This is a genomic window from Paenibacillus sp. GYB006 (genome assembly GCF_036577645.1).
Classification (GTDB): domain Bacteria; phylum Bacillota; class Bacilli; order Paenibacillales; family Paenibacillaceae; genus Paenibacillus.
In genome coordinates this window covers 969,241-986,867 of record NZ_JARBDA010000001.1, presented here as the reverse complement: position 1 = coordinate 986,867, position 17,627 = coordinate 969,241, and the positions used below count along the sequence as shown (strand labels likewise).

15 protein-coding genes are annotated in these 17,627 nt (G+C 42.7%); all 15 read right to left on the bottom strand.

What is annotated here, in order from left to right; genetic code table 11:
* Positions 1–26 precede the first annotated feature (26 nt).
* The 15 genes from sleB to PV403_RS04690 all read right to left on the bottom strand — a co-directional run bounded on the left by sleB (position 27) and on the right by PV403_RS04690 (position 17,622).
* Entirely contained in the window at positions 27–857 is an 831-nt protein-coding gene (gene sleB / locus PV403_RS04760; protein ID WP_213532607.1) for a spore cortex-lytic enzyme, read from the bottom strand.
* Positions 858–1,030: 173 nt separating this feature from the next.
* Positions 1,031–3,667, bottom strand: a complete 2,637-nt coding sequence (locus PV403_RS04755) for an FtsK/SpoIIIE family DNA translocase (protein WP_332083725.1) — start codon at positions 3,665–3,667, stop codon at positions 1,031–1,033.
* 79 nt (positions 3,668–3,746) lie between these two features.
* Complete coding sequence (locus PV403_RS04750) at positions 3,747–3,980, bottom strand: YlzJ-like family protein (protein WP_213532606.1); 234 nt, start codon at positions 3,978–3,980, stop codon at positions 3,747–3,749.
* Positions 3,977–4,738: a ClpP family protease gene (locus PV403_RS04745; protein WP_332083724.1), complete on the bottom strand. Its 762-nt coding sequence runs from the start codon at positions 4,736–4,738 to the stop codon at positions 3,977–3,979. The genes PV403_RS04750 and PV403_RS04745 overlap by 4 nt, the downstream gene beginning before the upstream one ends.
* Positions 4,739–4,934: 196 nt before the next feature.
* The gene (locus PV403_RS04740; RefSeq protein ID WP_213532604.1) at positions 4,935–6,614 is read right to left on the bottom strand and encodes a ribonuclease J; all 1,680 of its coding nucleotides are present in this window, start codon (positions 6,612–6,614) and stop codon (positions 4,935–4,937) included.
* A gap of 390 nt (positions 6,615–7,004) precedes the next feature.
* Entirely contained in the window at positions 7,005–7,889 is an 885-nt protein-coding gene (gene dapA / locus PV403_RS04735) for a 4-hydroxy-tetrahydrodipicolinate synthase (protein ID WP_332083723.1), read from the bottom strand.
* Positions 7,890–7,922: 33 nt separating this feature from the next.
* A complete protein-coding gene (dapG, locus tag PV403_RS04730) occupies positions 7,923–9,140 on the bottom strand; it encodes an aspartate kinase (protein ID WP_332083722.1) in 1,218 nt (405 codons plus the stop codon).
* Between the two features lie 294 nt (positions 9,141–9,434).
* The gene (locus PV403_RS04725; protein WP_213532601.1) at positions 9,435–10,013 is read right to left on the bottom strand and encodes a dipicolinate synthase subunit B; all 579 of its coding nucleotides are present in this window, start codon (positions 10,011–10,013) and stop codon (positions 9,435–9,437) included.
* Complete coding sequence (dpsA, locus tag PV403_RS04720; RefSeq protein WP_332083721.1) at positions 10,010–10,915, bottom strand: dipicolinate synthase subunit DpsA; 906 nt, start codon at positions 10,913–10,915, stop codon at positions 10,010–10,012. Before dpsA ends, PV403_RS04725 begins: the two co-directional genes overlap by 4 nt.
* Positions 10,916–11,042: 127 nt before the next feature.
* Positions 11,043–11,489 carry a dUTP diphosphatase gene (gene dut, locus PV403_RS04715; protein WP_332083720.1) on the bottom strand — a complete coding sequence of 149 codons (447 nt, stop codon included), beginning with the start codon at positions 11,487–11,489 and terminating at the stop codon, positions 11,043–11,045.
* Positions 11,467–12,726 carry a M16 family metallopeptidase gene (locus PV403_RS04710; RefSeq protein WP_374705806.1) on the bottom strand — a complete coding sequence of 420 codons (1,260 nt, stop codon included), beginning with the start codon at positions 12,724–12,726 and terminating at the stop codon, positions 11,467–11,469. Before PV403_RS04710 ends, dut begins: the two co-directional genes overlap by 23 nt.
* A gap of 116 nt (positions 12,727–12,842) precedes the next feature.
* Positions 12,843–13,832 (bottom strand): polysaccharide deacetylase family protein, encoded by a 990-nt coding sequence (locus PV403_RS04705; protein WP_332083719.1) that lies wholly within the window; start codon positions 13,830–13,832, stop codon positions 12,843–12,845.
* 113 nt (positions 13,833–13,945) lie between these two features.
* Positions 13,946–16,042, bottom strand: a complete 2,097-nt coding sequence (gene pnp / locus PV403_RS04700; protein WP_213532596.1) for a polyribonucleotide nucleotidyltransferase — start codon at positions 16,040–16,042, stop codon at positions 13,946–13,948.
* Positions 16,043–16,249: 207 nt separating this feature from the next.
* Positions 16,250–16,519 carry a 30S ribosomal protein S15 gene (gene rpsO, locus PV403_RS04695; protein ID WP_213532595.1) on the bottom strand — a complete coding sequence of 90 codons (270 nt, stop codon included), beginning with the start codon at positions 16,517–16,519 and terminating at the stop codon, positions 16,250–16,252.
* A 155-nt stretch (positions 16,520–16,674) separates the two neighbouring features.
* Positions 16,675–17,622 carry a bifunctional riboflavin kinase/FAD synthetase gene (locus PV403_RS04690; protein ID WP_332083718.1) on the bottom strand — a complete coding sequence of 316 codons (948 nt, stop codon included), beginning with the start codon at positions 17,620–17,622 and terminating at the stop codon, positions 16,675–16,677.
* Between the last annotated feature and the right edge of the window lie 5 nt (positions 17,623–17,627).

Below are 17,627 nucleotides of genomic sequence, written 5' to 3'. Positions count from 1 at the left end.
GAAATGCAGTAATTCCATTCTATAACTTACATGCAGAATATATGCTGACCAATCGTTTTCACTTGAGGCCGTGACCATATCCATTTAGAAGTAGCTGTTTTCGGGTTGAAGTAGTACAAGCATCCGCCTGATGGATCCCATCCATCTATGGCTTGCATTACCGCTTTTCGCGCTTGCTCGTTCGGTTCAAGATAAATTTGTCCATCTGCTACAGCAGTGAACGCACCTGGCTGAAAAATGACACCAGAAGGTGTATTCGGAAACTGCGGTGATTCAACACGGTTTAATATGACAGCTGCTACAGCCACTTGTCCTTCAAAAGGTTCCCCGCGAGCTTCTCCGTAAACGGCATTAGCCATTATTTTAATTTCATTTTCCGTAAGTCCCAGTGAATTGGTACTCCCCATATTGTTATTTCCACTGCTTCCATTGTTACCTCCCGAGGTAGTACCCGAAGAAGAGTTGCCTCCAGTAGCTTGCCCTGGTCCTGGCTCGGTTGGACGCCAGTCTTTAGTGGCGTTGTACAGTTTAAGTTTTGTTTTTGGACCAACTACGCCATCCACTTGGATACCAAATTCCGATTGAAACCACTTGACGGAACCTAAAGTCTTGGGTCCAAAATGGCTGTCAATTTTACCGTAGTAGTAACCAAGATACTTAAGCCGGCCTTGAAGTTCATATACATCCTGTCCATAGGCACCAGATGTAACAATGTTTTGACTAAACGTAGGGACTGCTTCGGCGTTCTGTTCGATTCTCGGTTCTGCCTTTTCTTCATTTGCCATCAGGATCAGACGATATGAAGAAGCCGATAGTAAGATCACGCCGGCGAGGATCCATAGATTGATTTTTCGCATGTTTAGAATCTACCTTTCTTTAATGTTCTCTTGTTGGCTACATTTATTATGTTTAGCAGTTATTGTTCCTATGCACGTTTCGTCATAGTAGAAAACATGTTAAAGAGTGGAAATTGTAAATATGAATATAAAAAAGGAGTCCCTTTCGCATGGAAAGGGACTCCTTAATCGTATTATGAACTGATTTTGTTAGCTTGAAATTGTTCCATGGAAATAAGAACTTCTCTCGGTTTACTGCCCTCGTAAGGACCAATAACACCTCTAGCCTCCATAGAATCAATAAGTCTTGCAGCGCGAGTGTAACCTACCCTCATTCGCCGCTGAAGGAGAGATACGGATGCCTGCTTGGCTTCTATGATGATCTGTACAGCCTGGTCATACAGCTCATCTTGGATCTCTTCTGTTTGTTGCTGGGTATCATCAATCTCGGGTACAAGCGATTCATCATATTCTGCCTCTGCCTGGTCACGAACATAGCTCACAATATTCTCTACTTCCTGATCGCTCAAAAACGCACCTTGTACACGCACCGGCTTAGAAGAACCAACTGGCATAAAGAGCATGTCCCCACGACCGAGAAGCTTCTCCGCTCCTCCCATATCGAGTATCGTACGGGAGTCGACTTGTGAAGAAACACCAAAAGCGATCCGAGATGGTATGTTCGCCTTAATTACACCTGTAATAACGTCAACGGACGGTCTTTGAGTTGCAATGATTAAATGAATGCCGGCAGCACGAGCCATCTGAGCAAGTCTCGCGATGGCATCTTCCACGTCATTCGCCGCAACCATCATAAGGTCAGCAAGCTCATCGACAATAACAACGATATAAGGAAGGACGGCAGCTGGATTATCTTTCATCAGATTATTATACCCTTCTACGTTCCGAGTACCTGACTTAGAGAACAGCTCATACCGTTTTTCCATCTCGACAACAATTTTCTTAAGTGCAAGCGAAGCACGTTTCGGGTCAGTCACCACAGGGGCAAGCAGATGCGGGATCCCGTTGTACATATTAAGTTCTACCATCTTGGGATCCACCATCAGAAACTTCACTTCATCGGGTTTCGCTTTATACAGAATGCTCGTGATGATTCCGTTGATACACACGGACTTCCCTGAGCCTGTAGCACCGGCAACAAGTAAATGGGGCATTTTTGCCAAGTTCCCGACAATCGTTTGCCCTGAGATATCACGACCAAATGCGATAGAAAGCTTGGAATCGGCTTCCTGGAAGACGGTTGTTTCCATCACTTCACGCATAGTAACAACAGATACCTCTCCATTCGGCACTTCAATACCAATGGCGGATTTACCTGGAATAGGAGCTTCCATACGAATATCCTTCGCCGCAAGCGCAAGTGCAATATCATCCGTTAAACCGACGACTCGGCTGACCTTAACACCGATATCCGGCTGAATTTCATACCTTGTTACCGCTGGACCACGAACGACTTCAAGTACTTTAGCACGAACACCAAAGCTCTCCAGCGTAGCCTCTAGTTTACGAGCAGTTTGCTTGTAGTCATTCTGATCTCCACCCTTACCGCTGTTGCTTGGTCTAGACAACAATTTAAACGGTGGAAGCTTATATGGTTTAGGCGGTGGAGCCGGCTGCTGAATGGCGCCTTCTTCTAATTCTTCTGCTGTTCCGGAATCCACCTTAGAAAGGACTCCTGGTGACTCGGCTGCGTCTGAATCAGAACCAGACTCTTCCACTGCGTTTGAAGATACAGCAAGGTTCTCTTCTGAAGGATAAGCATCATCCAGATCATCTTCCTCCACCGCATTTTCATTACGTACATTCTCAAAGAAGTCCCGAATAATTGGCGCTGAACTTGCAGCACCTCCCGGTTTCACTTCTGCATCTTTCGGTAAAGAGTTACTGTCCTCCGAATATCCTTCTGCCCACGGGAGATTTATATCCGTGGAGGCCGCTCCGTAAACTACCTCTTGTCCACCCTCTTGATACGGATCTACATCAGAATCATCATCTGCATGCTGCTTTGACTTCGCATTGCCAAACAATTGAAAGAATAGAGGTGCTTTGCGACTAGGGAGATCCTCGGTATACTGTTCCTCTTCTTCCTCTTCATCATGGTATGGAATAACTTTCGGTTTGGGTTTCGCCTTATTTTTTGTGCTTGTTTTGCGAGTAGCCCCTGATTTAGATGAAGATTTCCATTTCGTAGCAAGAGCGCGTCCTGAACGAAGGACACGAGTTTTAAATATTCGCATTAAGTCTACATAAGATAGACCGGTAATCAACATAAAACTGATAAAGAACATAACAATCATCATTAAGTTGGCACCCATATTGCCAAATAACCATAACAATACAGCGTATTCTACTGCTCCGATGTATCCTCCGCTGATATCTCTACCAAGCATGGAAGCATTACTCGTTTCATCAGCTCTTAGCAGTTCGGTTTGCAAATCAATATGTATCTGATTCATCACTTCGGATGCACTTAACAGATCCATCGGACCAAGCTTCTGTTCCATAGCTGAGATCGTACTCATTAAGGTCAAAGCAAGGACAAGCAACACCAAGCCGCTCTTTCTTAGATTCCAGCCTGCCGGCCACTTCCGATGAATCATTACCATGAGACCATAGAAAATCCCGATAAGCGGGATTACAAAATAAAACTTACCCAGTAAAAGTCCAAACATTTTGGATAAAGAGCGTCCAACTGTGGCCTCACCAGAGAGGGCAATAACAGACAAGGTAATCAAAATGATTCCATATATCTCGTATTTAAGAACCCCACCAAGGGTTGATTTTCTTTTCTTTTTCTTCTTTCTGGCCAAAAAAGGTCACCTCCAGAAGAATATTATACCATAAGTACATACATCAGCACATATGTTCTTTTTCGGCATTGTTTTAATATTATCCTTGTTCTATTTTCCCTGTATATAGCGGAATTTCTCTACCAGGAGAGTATGCAGGATCTAAATAATCGTATAATCCTCCATTTAACATTCTCACGATAATTCCTGTTTTTTCATCTTTCGGCATCACTTGAATAAGTCGCCCCGCTATACTCATCTCCATCATAGGCAGCTGTTCTTTCCACATACCTTCCCAAAGCTGCTCTGTAGGCATTACTGTATACATCGTCATTGTGTTAGTCCCTTCGGCAAAGACGTGTCTTTCGCTTCTTGAATACGGCGATTTAGTTCTTTAATTGCGTCTCCAATGCCGCCCACCGCGTCCATCAGTCCATACTCCACTGCATCGGCTCCTGCAACTGCGGTTCCAATGTCACGGTTAAGTTCCCCTGTCTTAAACATTAGCTGTTTAAACTGTTCTTCGGTAATCCGAGAGTGCGAAGTTACAAAACGAACGACTCTTTCCTGCATTTTTTCCATATATTCAAAAGTCTGAGGTACACCAATAAATAGTCCATTCATTCGGATGGGATGAATAGTCATGGTTGCACTCTCCGCAATAATGGAATAGCTACTGCTGACTGCTATGGGAACACCTATACTGTGTCCTCCCCCAATGACCACCGTAACGGTAGGTTTCGTCATCGAAGCTATCATTTCAGCAATAGCCAGTCCCGCTTCTACATCTCCCCCCACTGTATTGAGAATGATGAGAATTCCCTCTATGCGCGGATTTTGCTCTGCAGCTACAAGTTGCGGAATTAAATGCTCGTATTTTGTTGTTTTATTTTGTGGCGGTAATATAAGATGGCCTTCGATCTGGCCGATAATCGTCATACAAAAAATATTTGATTCTCCAGGCGGAACAGGAACCGACGTTGTTCCGAGTTCTTGAATGGTATTTACGACTGGATTATTTTTGATCTCTTCTTGAGGGGTTATTGGAGTTTCATTGTTCGTTTCTTTTGTTTTATCATTTGATTCTTGCATTAATAAACACGCCCTTCTCTGCCATTGTTAAACGTCCATATTTGTTTATTATGGCAGAGAAGGATCTGTTTCTATTCAAAATTAGACAAAAAAGCCTCTTCATTCCAACAGGGAACCGTCCAATATTACCTGTTGGTTGAAGAGGCGACTGTGTGCCTTTTGATGAATCTTTTTTAATCTGTTTGTTAAAAACGTATTACACTTCCATGATGATTGGCAAAATCATTGGTCTGCGACGCGTTTGTTCATATAAGAAACGACCCAAAGAGTCTTTTACATTCGTTTTGAGTGAAGCCCATTCATTAACATTCTCACTCATTAACTTCTGAAGGGTACTTGTCACAATTCGGTTTGCTTCATCTAGCAGACCTTCCGATTCACGAACATACACGAACCCTCTGGAGATGATGTCTGGGCCAGAAACTATTTTTCCATCCTGTTTGCTTAGTGTTACAACTACAACCAGAATGCCGTCTTGTGATAAAAGTTTACGATCGCGTAGTACAATGTTACCTACATCACCGACACCAAGACCGTCAATCAGTACATTACCGGAAGATACTTTACCGGCTTTACGAGCAGAACCACCTTGAATCTCAACAACTTCACCAATATCGGTAATAAAGATGTTTTCACGTTCTACGCCAACCGCTTCTGCAAGCAGAGCATGACGACGTTGCATCCGGAACTCACCATGAATTGGAATAAAGTATTTCGGCTTCATAAGGTTAAGCATAAGTTTAAGTTCTTCTTGGCTTCCGTGACCAGAAACGTGAACGCCGGAGTTAGCTCCGCTGTAGTGAACTTCAGCACCGAGGCGGAATAATTCATCAATTGTACGTCCTACGTATTTTTCATTACCTGGAACAGGGGTTGCCGCAATGATAACGGTATCTCCTGGTAAAATATCTACTTTACGATGTGTAGAGCGGGCCATACGTGTAAGTGCTGACATTGGCTCACCTTGGGAACCTGTGCATAGAATAACCACACGGTCAGCTGCCATTTTGCCTACTTCTTCTGGTTCAATGATCATTCCGTCTGGAATGTCCAGATAACCTAGATCGGAAGCAATATTAACAACATTCACCATACTTCTACCGATTACTGCCACTTTACGACCTGTCACTTCAGCTGCATTAATGACTTGTTGCACACGGTGTACGTTAGAAGCAAAAGTAGCTACAACAACACGTTGACTAGCCTTACGGAAAATATCTTCAAGAACGATACCGACATTTCTCTCAGAAGGAGTAAAACCAGGTTTCTCTGCATTCGTACTATCCGACAAGAGAGCCAAAACGCCTTTGCTTCCAATTTCAGCCATACGCTGAAGATCTGCAAATTGACCATTGACTGGTGTGTGATCAAACTTGAAGTCTCCGGTATGCACGACTACACCTTCTGGTGTTTCAATACATACGCCGACAGAGTCTGGAATACTGTGATTCGTTCCGAAGAATGAAACCGTGAGGCTGTTACCAAGCTCAATTACGGAATCTTCGTTAATCAGAATACGTTTTGTTTCGCCAAGTAAATTGGCTTCTTTTAATTTGTTCTCCACTAAGCCAAGCGTAAGCTTTGTTCCATATACAGGAACATTAAGGTGTTTTAGAACGTAAGGCAAACCGCCGATGTGATCTTCATGACCATGCGTCAGAACGATCCCTCTTACCTTGTCACGATTTTCGGTAAGATAAGAAATATCAGGAATGACAATATCAATGCCGAGCATATCCTCTTCTGGGAATTTAAGACCCGCATCAACGACTACAATGTCATTACCGTACTGAACAACATACATGTTTTTTCCGATTTCACCGACGCCGCCCAAAGCGAAAATCATCAATTTATCGTTATTATTTTTCTTAGACAAATGAATCTGAACCTCCTATGGTAGTTGGACGTCGTACCTTATAATAGTTAATATTTGTAATTATTGTTTAAGAAACTTGCAGCTTCTCAGCCGAAGTTCCTGCACACTTATCATTAATTAAACATATTTCAAAAATATACCGCACCCAGTCACTTGACATCATTATACATGATTAAAAAGCGAAAAAACAAGTCGAGCATGCTTTGTAAGGTGTAGTTTTCCCGTTTTCTCTAAAAACAATCAAAATAAAATGCAGAAAACAACCTTATTCCACTTATACTTATAGGTTTTTATTCCGCAAAACAACGTAGAAATTAAACTCTAAATATAAAGAAAATCCCCGAAGCTCTAACGAAGAGTTCGAGGATGCTCTATTTTTTATCAAATATGTCAGTCAATCTTAGCAATCAGTTCTGAAATGAACTTAGTTTCTTGTTCAGTAGGTGCAACGAGCGGAAGACGCACGGAACCCACCTCATAGCCTTTACGTGTTAATGCATATTTAACAGCTACAGGATTCGGCAGCGGATGCGGCGCGTCAAACAACCCCTTAAATACAGGGAATAACTTCTGATGCAAGGAAGCTGCCTTTTGTACATCACCGTTCAAGTAAGATTCGATCATTTCTTTCATGGAAGAACCTATGATATGACTCGCAACACTCACGATGCCGTAAGCTCCCACAGAAAGGGCAGGCAAAGTTGATGAGTCATCGCCAGAATAAACAGCAAATCCTTCAGGAGCACCCGCAGCAATCAGCGTCACTTGTTCTAAGGATGCACATTCTTTTGTAGCGACAATGTTCTTGATCTGTGCAAGTCGAAGTGTTGTTTCTACAGAAAGGCTGGCTGCTGTTCTTCCCGGCACATTATACAGCATCACAGGTAAAGAAGTAGACTTCGCAATCGCTTCGAAGTGTCTAAACATTCCCTCTTGATTTGGTCTATTGTAATACGGAACAACCAAAAGAACCCCGTCTACACCCGCTTTTTCAGCCTCTTGCGTAAGCGCAATGGAATGGTGTGTACTGTTGCTGCCAGTACCTGCTATAATTTTGGCTCTTCCAGCAGCATGTTTTACTGCAAAAGAAAACAATTCCACTTTTTCTTGATCTGAAAGAGTAGGTGATTCTCCTGTTGTACCTGATACGACCAGTGCGTCTGATTTTTGTACGTCTATTAAATAATCAATGAGCCTGGAGGTTTCTTCCCAATGAATCTCGCCTTGTTCGTTGAAAGGCGTGACCATGGCCGTTATTAGTCTTCCAAATTCCACGTTTTTATCCTCCTTGAACTATTACAAATTAGATTATAAGTGGAGCTCAAATTTTGTATGAAGAGCGCGAACTGCGCCTACCATATCTTCTTTTTTCACCAATACCCATATTGTTGTGTTCGAGTCGGCTGACTGCAAGATATCAATATTCACCTCTGCAAGCGATTCGACAATACGGGCCATGATTCCTGGGACACCGTTAATCCCTCCGCCAATAACCGAAACCTTCGCACAACCGGACAAACTTTTCGGCTTCAGTCCAAGTTCTTGAAGGACTCGGATCGCTTTTTCGGAATCATAATCAAATACCGTATATACGGCACCCGATGGTGAAACATTAATAAAATCAACACTGATGCCATTCTCTGCCATCGCTTTGAATACCTGGAGCTGCAGTTTACCTACATTCTCTTCGGCTTCAACCGTGATTTGCGTTACGTTACTTACATGTGCAATACCGGTTACATGACGATCTACAACGCCGGATTGAATATCTCGAACTCCTTCTGGGTGAGTAATAAGCGTTCCTTCCCCATCCCCAAAAGTAGAGCGAACACGCACCGGAATATGTGACTGCATCGCGATCTCTACCGCACGCGGATGTATCACCTTTGCACCTTGGTGGGCCATATTACTAATCTCTGCATAACTGACATATAAAAGAGGCTTCGCATCTTCTACAATTCTTGGATCTGCTGTAAGTACTCCCTCGACATCGGTATAGATATCAACCATATCCGCTCCGAGTGCTGCCCCAAGAGCTGTTGCTGATGTGTCGCTGCCTCCGCGTCCTAAAGTAGTAATATCACCTATATCATTAATGCCTTGGAAGCCGGCAACAATAACCACTTGATGAGATTTCAGTTCTTCTAAGATCCGATCTGGCTTCACCTCAACGATTCTAGCATTGCCATATTGACGATCGGTAATAATTCCGGCTTGCCCGCCTGTTAAAACGGTTGCTGTGATTCCTTCACTATGTGCCAAACTGGTTAATGTGGTTGCAGAGATAAACTCGCCACAAGAAAGCAGCAGATCCTTCTCTCTTGCAGGCAGAGCATCTCCGTTACTGCTAATCCAGTCTAAAAGGGTATCTGTTGCATAAGGTTCGCCTCTGCGTCCCATTGCAGATACAACAACAACTAGTGAATGCCCTGCTTTAATTTCACGCTTCATATGCTGAAGAACACGTTCTCTAGCTGCGGGGGTTGAAAGAGAAGTCCCCCCAAATTTTTGCACTAAAATGCCCATGCACGAATTCCTCCATTTGTGTATCAAGAAGACCTAAGCATAAAGGATGTAGAACAAATGGAATGTAAACCTTCTGCGTTGCTTAAGCGTTCAGATGCGATGATTTGATTAACTGCATACTTTGCAGTGCTTGTTAGTAATCTGTTCTACGTTCTACATCATTCATTTTTCAAGAAGAAATATAATATAAAAAAATATGAAGGATCATATACCTAAAATTGCTTAGTATACTCACCTCGAAAAAAGGCATCTTGCGATACCTTTCATTCGTAAAGTTACATGCCATTTGCCGCTTTACATAAGTATAGGTTGCATTTGTCTTCCTTCGAGAGCAGCATAAGCTGCTTCGGGAATCAGATGCATTTTAGCGACAAGTGAATTCGGTTTATTCTCTGGATTATCCTGGCCGAACGGAACGAAATAGATATACTTCGCTACAAGTAACTTCGCAATATTCGCTGCGTTTAGTCCTAGCCCGTCATTCGTCGAAATCGCAAGAACAACAGGTCGTTGATTCCGCATTTGCGATTTTGCAGCCATCAGAACGGGACTATCCGTCATTGCATTTGCTAGTTTACTGGTCGTGTTACCTGTGCAAGGTGCAATAACCAGTACGTCGAGCCTCTTCGATGGTCCGAGTGGTTCAGCCTCTACAATCGAAGAAATAATATCATTCCCCGTTATATCTTTCAACTGTTGCTGCCAACTTTGAGACGTTCCAAACCGAGTATCTGTAGTGAGTACAGTCTGAGATATGATAGGTACAACTTCTGCCCCTTCATCCTTAAACCTTTGCACTACCGGCATCACTTCTTCAAAAGTACAATGAGATCCTGTTATTGCATAACCAACCGTTTTCCCCTGCCAATTCATTGCTTATTCCCCCGATCATTTTGTTCACCTAAAAGCAGCTTAACAATGGAGTTGGCAATAATAACACCCGCTGTTTTGGGAGCAACAATGCCAGGGAGCCCAGGGGCGAGCATCGCTTGAATACCGCGCTTCTCTGCATACCGAAAATCGGTTCCACCAGGTGCTGAGGCAAGATCAATAATAAACGATTTTGACTTCATTTTGGACAGGATTTGTGCTGTGATTATCATAGACGGTATCGTATTAAAAATCAAGTCAGCTTGCCCTGCATGCTTCTCTAAATCCCTCGTCAGGAAAGGCTTTAAGCCCATCACTGATGCTCTAGCAATGTCCTCTTCGCGCCTAACAGCCACCCTCACATCTGCACCCAAACCTTGAAGTGTTTTTGCCATTGTAAAACCAGTACGACCGAGTCCCAGTACGAACGCGACCGAGTTATGAATCGTAAAGTCTGTTTTCTGAATAGCCAGCATGATTGCGCCTTCTGCTGTCGGAATTGAATTATGAATAGCTACATCATCCCGATCAAGAAGTTCAATAAGACGAACTTTATTTTGCTTGCAGATTTCTTTTAGATAAGGTTTTGCCATACCTGTGAATATCGTACAGTGTTTTGGTAGTTCAGCTGCAAGTTTTGCAGTTAAAGTTAACGTTGTGTCGCCATTAGCATATTTAGCTTGGATGTTTCCGCTGTCGTCACATCCCACCACCGGCAGTATTAAAACGTCAGCTGAAGATAGAAGCTTCTCAGACAAGGTTTCTTTGACAGCTCCTTCAGGAAAATGCTCCAAAGTATCAAATCCTACTATACTTACAGATGCATCAAGCTCTACGCAGCGATGGATGACCTCAAGCTGACGTGCATCTCCTCCTAAAACGACGATCCGAACTCCGGTCAACATCAGGATGTCACTCCTTTCAAAAGCTGTATGATATCATCCTATGCCTAACAGATAGCCCTGGTGATTGATAAGCATAAAAAAGCTGCCCTCCCATTTCGGAAGAGCAGCTTCATCGTTAATTTTCCTTTTATTTCCCTGTGTGACCAAAACCACCGGTACCCCGAACCGTTTCAGATAGTTCTTCTACTTCGATCAAGGTAACCGCAGGTACGACTTGAATCACCATTTGTGCGATGCGTTCATTTCGGCTGATTGTGAAAGGTTCTTGTCCTAAATTCACAAGCAGCACCTTCACTTCACCGCGATAATCTGCATCAATGGTTCCCGGCGTATTAAGACAGGTAATTCCGTGTTTATAAGCTAAGCCGCTTCTTGGGCGAATTTGAGCTTCATAACCAGCCGGTAAAGCCATAGCAAATCCCGTAGGAATCAAACTACGTTCCCCTGGATTTAATGTCTTATCAGCCTCTACAGCGGCATACAGGTCAAAACCTGCTGCAAGTTCAGACATTTGAGCTGGAAGTGAAATATCTTCATTACCAGCTAATCTTTTAATTTGTACGGATACTGACAAACTCGTTCCTCCTCATAGATGCAATTGCTTTATCCGAAGCGCCTACCATAGCTAGTGCATAAGGTACAGCGAACATCCGGTCTAAAACAACATTGATGTCGTCCATTGTTACATTTTCGATTTTTTCAATCATTTGGTCAAGGGTTTGGTGTTTCCCTACCATCAGCTCATTTTTACCATTACGGTTCATTCGGCTGCCTGTACCTTCAAGACTCAAGATGAGGCTGCCTTTGAGCTGTTCTTTTCCTTTACGGAGTTCCTCTTCAGACAAACCATTAACAGCAAGATCTTTTAGAAGTGCAATCGTGAGCTCCATTACCTCTTTTGTCTGTTTAGGGGCTGTTCCTGCATAGATCGTAAACAAGCCGCTATCTGCATGTGCGCTATGATAGGAATAGACAGAATAAGCGAGACCGCGTTTTTCTCTTATTTCCTGGAACAGTCTCGAACTCATTCCGCCGCCAATCGCATTATTAATGAGTGCCATTGCATACTGCTTGTTGTCGTGAATAGAGCATCCTGGAAAAGCTAAACATATGTGATTTTGCTCTGTTTTCTTTTTATGAAACAATTGTTCCCCTTTAAATACAGGCTCAGAAACTTCCTGGATTTCTCCATGAAGATCAAAAGAGCCAAAATATTGTTCGAGCAGTTCCATAATATGCTCAGCATCAATATTCCCAGCAAGACTGATCACCGTATTTTCAATCGTATAACGTTCCTTCATAAAATCACGAAGTGTTGTCTGATCCATTGCATTTAGTTTCTCTTCTGTACCGAGAATCGGATAAGCTAATGGATGATCTCCGTAAGCTGCGAGCGAAATTAAATCGTGAACCATATCATCCGGCGTATCTTCATACATTGAGATTTCCTCTAAAATTACATTCTTCTCTTTCGCGAGTTCCTCGCTGTCAAACTTGGAATGAAAGAACATGTCCGACAAGACATCTACCGCAATCGGCAAATGTTCATCAAGAACTTTCGCATAATAACAAGTGTATTCTTTTGAGGTAAAGGCATTCACATTACCGCCAATGGCATCGAATTGTTCTGCTATCGCTTTTGCGTCAAAACGATCGGTGCCTTTAAACAGCATATGCTCTATAAAATGAGATACTCCGTTATTCAGATCATCTTCATTACGTGAACCATTCTTAACCCATATCCCAAAGGAAACCGATCGGCTTGTTGGAATTTCTTCCATGACCACTCTAAGGCCATTTTTCAGTTTCATTTTTTTCACATGCTGGCCTCCCCAAATTTGATAACTAACTTTTAAGAATCATATCTTAAAATGGCTTTGACTTAAGTTCACAACCAAATATCATAATCCTACCAAAAAAAATGGCCTTACTCAACTTTCGTTTGAAGTCTAGCGGGCGACAACGTCTCACTTACCGTCCCAAGCGTGATTCCTTTTTGGGTAATTCCTTGGATCATTCCTTCAAGAGCACCTTCAGAAGCAGCCGTTGGATGCATTAAAATAAGAGATCCTGCCTCCGTACCTTTAGTGATTTTAGCTACCACACTTTCAGAACTAGGTTTCTTCCAATCTACCGTATCAATCGTCCAAAGCACCGTCTTTAGACCTTGCTCAGCAGCGAGATTCACTGTTTCCTGATCATAGTCACCGGAAGGGGGAGCAAACCACTTATTGTCTACACCAAGTGACTCCTTAAGCAGCTGTTTTGTCTTGCTAATCTCAAGAATGGCTCGTTCTGTGCTGAGCTTACTCATATTAGGATGAGAATACGCATGGTTCTCCAGTTCATGTCCGCGTTTTTTAATCTCCAGGGCAAGCTCTTTATTCTTACTCAGCCAGCTGCCATCAAGAAAAAAAGTCGCTTTTACTTTATATTTATCGAGTGTATCGAGCATAGGAGTAAGGTATTCATTGCCCCAAGCCACATTGATCATAAAAGAAGCCATCTTTTTCTCCGGGTTGCCTCGGTAAATCGGATGTGGGCCGATGTCGTCGAGTGAGATTTTGGGCGGGATCTCTTTCATTACATAGGAGATAGACTCTGACTTTGGAGAAGATATCGCTTTTTGATAAGTTGCTTCTATATCTACTTCTAACCCATTATATCCCGGAATTGCTTTCCAGACGCGATCTAGCTTCGCATCAATAGGTTCTATTTTCAGTTCTGTTGCTTTGTGTGTAATCTGTTTTTTTAGTTCATCTTCTGGCGCAGCATCAACATACATATCAAAAGCATCTTCTGTATGAACCACTCTTTGATGTGTAATAAAACTGCTTACATCCGTTACTTGTCCGATCAAAACGACGGCTGCCGCACTAACAAGCACGGCAGCCCATTTTTTTGAGTTTGTTTTCACTGCTTCAGCCCCCCGGTCACGTTTGTCCCATCTTATGTGTACAAGAGGCTGAATATGTATGAAAAAAAGAGCCAGAATAAACTTCTGTCTCTTTTGAAAGTTCTATATTAGAATTAAGCTTTTGTTTCTGCAGTCAAAGTTGCTTTGCGGGAAAGATTGATGCGTCCTTGTTGGTCGATTTCCGTTACTTTTACTGTAATGGAATCTCCAATAGCGACCACGTCTTCCACTTTAGCTACACGTTCTGTAGAAAGCTGGGAGATATGAACAAGTCCTTCTTTATTAGGAAGTACTTCTACAAAGCAGCCAAACTTCTCAATACGTTTTACTTTACCTACATAAATTTCACCTACAGCCACTTCACGAACGATGCCTTCAATAATTTCACGAGCTTTATCATTCATGGATTGATCAGCAGAAGAGATGAACACACGGCCATCTTGTTCGATATCAATCTTAACGCCCGTTTCTTCAATAATCTTGTTAATGATTTTACCGCCTGCTCCAATAACATCACGGATCTTATCCGGGTTAATGTGCATGGTAAGAATTTTAGGTGCATATTGAGATAAGGTTTCTCTTGGTTTTTGGATAGCTTCCATCATTTTACCAAGAATATGCATACGTCCTTCTTTCGCTTGGCTCAGAGCTTCAGAAAGAATATTACGATCAATACCATCGATCTTAATATCCATTTGAATCGCTGTAACCCCTTCAGAAGTACCGGCTACTTTAAAGTCCATATCTCCAAGATGATCTTCCATACCTTGAATATCAGTCAGGATCGATACCTGATCTCCATCTTTAATCAGACCCATTGCCACACCAGCTACAGGTGCTTTAATTGGTACCCCAGCATCCATCATAGCAAGTGTAGAAGCACAGATACTAGCCTGAGATGTGGAACCGTTTGATTCAATAACTTCAGAAACAAGACGGATTGTATAAGGGAATTCAGTCTCAGACGGAATTACTTTAGACAATGCTTTTTCACCGAGTGCACCATGACCGATTTCACGACGACCTGGAGGACGAAGCGGTCTTGCTTCACCGACACTGAACGGCGGGAAGTTGTAATGGTGCATGAAGCGTTTAGTTTCTTCCAGATCAATACCATCTAGAATCTGAACATCACCTAGTGCTCCTAGTGTACATACGCTGAGCGCCTGAGTTTGTCCACGAGTAAACAAGCCAGATCCATGCGTACGCGGCAAGAGATTTGTATCACAATCGATCGGACGAATTTCAGACAATGCTCGTCCATCTGGACGCACTTTATCATGCGTGATCAATCTGCGAACTTCTTCTTTAACGATGTCATGAAGAACTTCCTTCACGTCTTTTAACAATTCAGGAGTTTCTATGTATTTATCACCAAAGAAAGCAACCGTTTCATCGTTAATTACATCAATCGCATCTTGTCTTGCATGCTTTTCTTCAATACGAACTGCTTCAACGAGACGAGCTGCTGCATACTCGCGAACTTCAGCGTTAACGTCCGCATTAACTGCATGCAATTTGACAGCCATTTTCTCTTTACCAGCAACTTGTACCAATTGTTCGATTACAGCAACGATGTTTCTAATCTCTTCATGACCAAACATAATCGCTTCGAGCATTACTTCTTCTGGTACTTCATTCGCTTCTGCTTCTACCATCATGATCGCATCTTTCGTTCCTGCAACCACAACATAGATATCACTCGCTTCTTGAGCGGCAATATCCGGGTTAATTACAAATTCACCATTAACACGGCCAACGGCTACTCCGCCGATAGGTCCATTAAAAGGAACATCTGAAATACTTAGTGCCGCAGAAGTACCGATCATTGCTGCAATTTCTGGTTCGCAGTCTTGATCTACGCTCATTACGATATTTTGGATCTGAACATCATTACGGAAACCTTCCGGGAATAAAGGACGAATCGGTCGATCTGTCAGGCGGCTGGCAAGAATCGCTTTCTCGCTCGGTCTACCTTCTCTTTTAATGAATCCACCCGGAATTTTACCTACTGCATATAGTCTTTCCTCATAGTTAACCGTAAGCGGGAAAAAATCCAAATCTTTAGGTTCAGTTGACGCTGTTACGGTACATAAAATAACGGTATCTCCATAGCGTACAGTTACAGCAGCGTTTGCTTGTTTAGCAAGACGTCCTGTTTCTAGAATTAGTGTTCTGCCGCCAAGTTGCATCTCAACACGTTGTTCCATGAAACCCCTCCTTCTTTTTACATCATTTATTGTTTTTTATTTACTAGTATGACCTAGTATTGACATATTCGCAAAATTTTAGATGGGACTATTCCAGTCCACAAAAAAAAAGAAGCCTAAATCTACAAAACAACCCGGCTGCGAGCCCGTCCCTCTATAATAGAGAGACGGGGACAACCAGGCTGTCGTTGTTAGGATATACGAAGATTAACGGCGCAATCCAAGCTTCTCAATCAAAGCACTATAACGTCTAACATCTTTGTTTTTCAAGTAAGCCAAGAGCTTACGACGTTGACCTACCATTTTCAAAAGCCCGCGACGGGAATGGTGATCTTTCTTGTGCGTACGCAAGTGATCCGTCAAACTCTTGATGTTTTCCGTAAGGATAGCAATTTGCACCTCTGGAGATCCAGTATCGGATTCATGAGTTTTGTGCTCTTCGATCAATTGTTGTTTACGTTCTTGAGTCAAAGCCATCCTGTTCACCTCCTTCATTATAATCGCCTGTAGCCTCGTCGGGGCCGGTGAGAGCCTTCAACTAAAGCTAAGGTTATGGTTGCCTTCCAGCAACGTATCTTAGTATATCATACTTGCCTATTTCATGTAAATCTAAACTTCAATATTTAAGTATTCTAAGATCGATTCTCTAAAATTTGCTTCGCCGTCTCCGAGTCTCTCTGAATCTGGGCAATGAGTTCGTCGATGGACGGAAACCGTTGTTCAGGTCGTAGAAACTCCACCAACTCCACAGTAAGCTCCTGTCCATATAAATCTCCGCTGTAATCGAGCAAATGAACTTCAAAAGAAGGTTTAATCCGATCTTTATGGAAAGTAGGTTTAACGCCAATGTTCATGACACCAGGAAACTTCTGATTACGATGCATTACCCAAACGGCATATACACCTTTCCGTGGTACAACATAGCTTTCTGATGGCTCTACATTTGCTGTAGGAAAACCAATCGTACGTCCTCGTTTTTCACCGTCGATCACAGTCCCTCTTAGAGAATAACGTCTGCCCAGCATGCGCTGAGCTTCCTTTACATCTCCTTCGTGTAAGACAGAACGAATCGAGGTACTGCTCACTTTTTTACCATCCAGCGTAAGCGGAGGAATGGTCACCACGTTCATATGAGGCATTCCGAGTTCACGAAGTTTGTTTTCGTCTCCGGCTCCTTTATGACCAAACCGAAAGTCAAAACCAACCACAGCTACTTTTACTTCGGATTGAATCAAAAACTCAGTTACAAACTGTTCTGGCAGAAGACTAGAAAAAGACTCGTTGAATTCGATAACATATAGGACATCTATACCCATTTTTTCAAGGATTTCTTCTTTATCACGAAGCGGCGTCAGATAACCCTGATAATCACCTTTACGCATTACTTCTTTTGGATGAGGATGAAAAGTCAAGACAGCAGCTTGTATTCCCTGTTCTCTGGATAATTTTACAGCGGATTCAATTACACTTACATGTCCTAAATGCAGTCCATCAAACTGCCCCATCGCAAGTACCTGGGGAACGGCAATCTCTTTACGCACTTCTTCTGTCAGAGGAAATGATAAATTTATTGTTTTCAATCTAA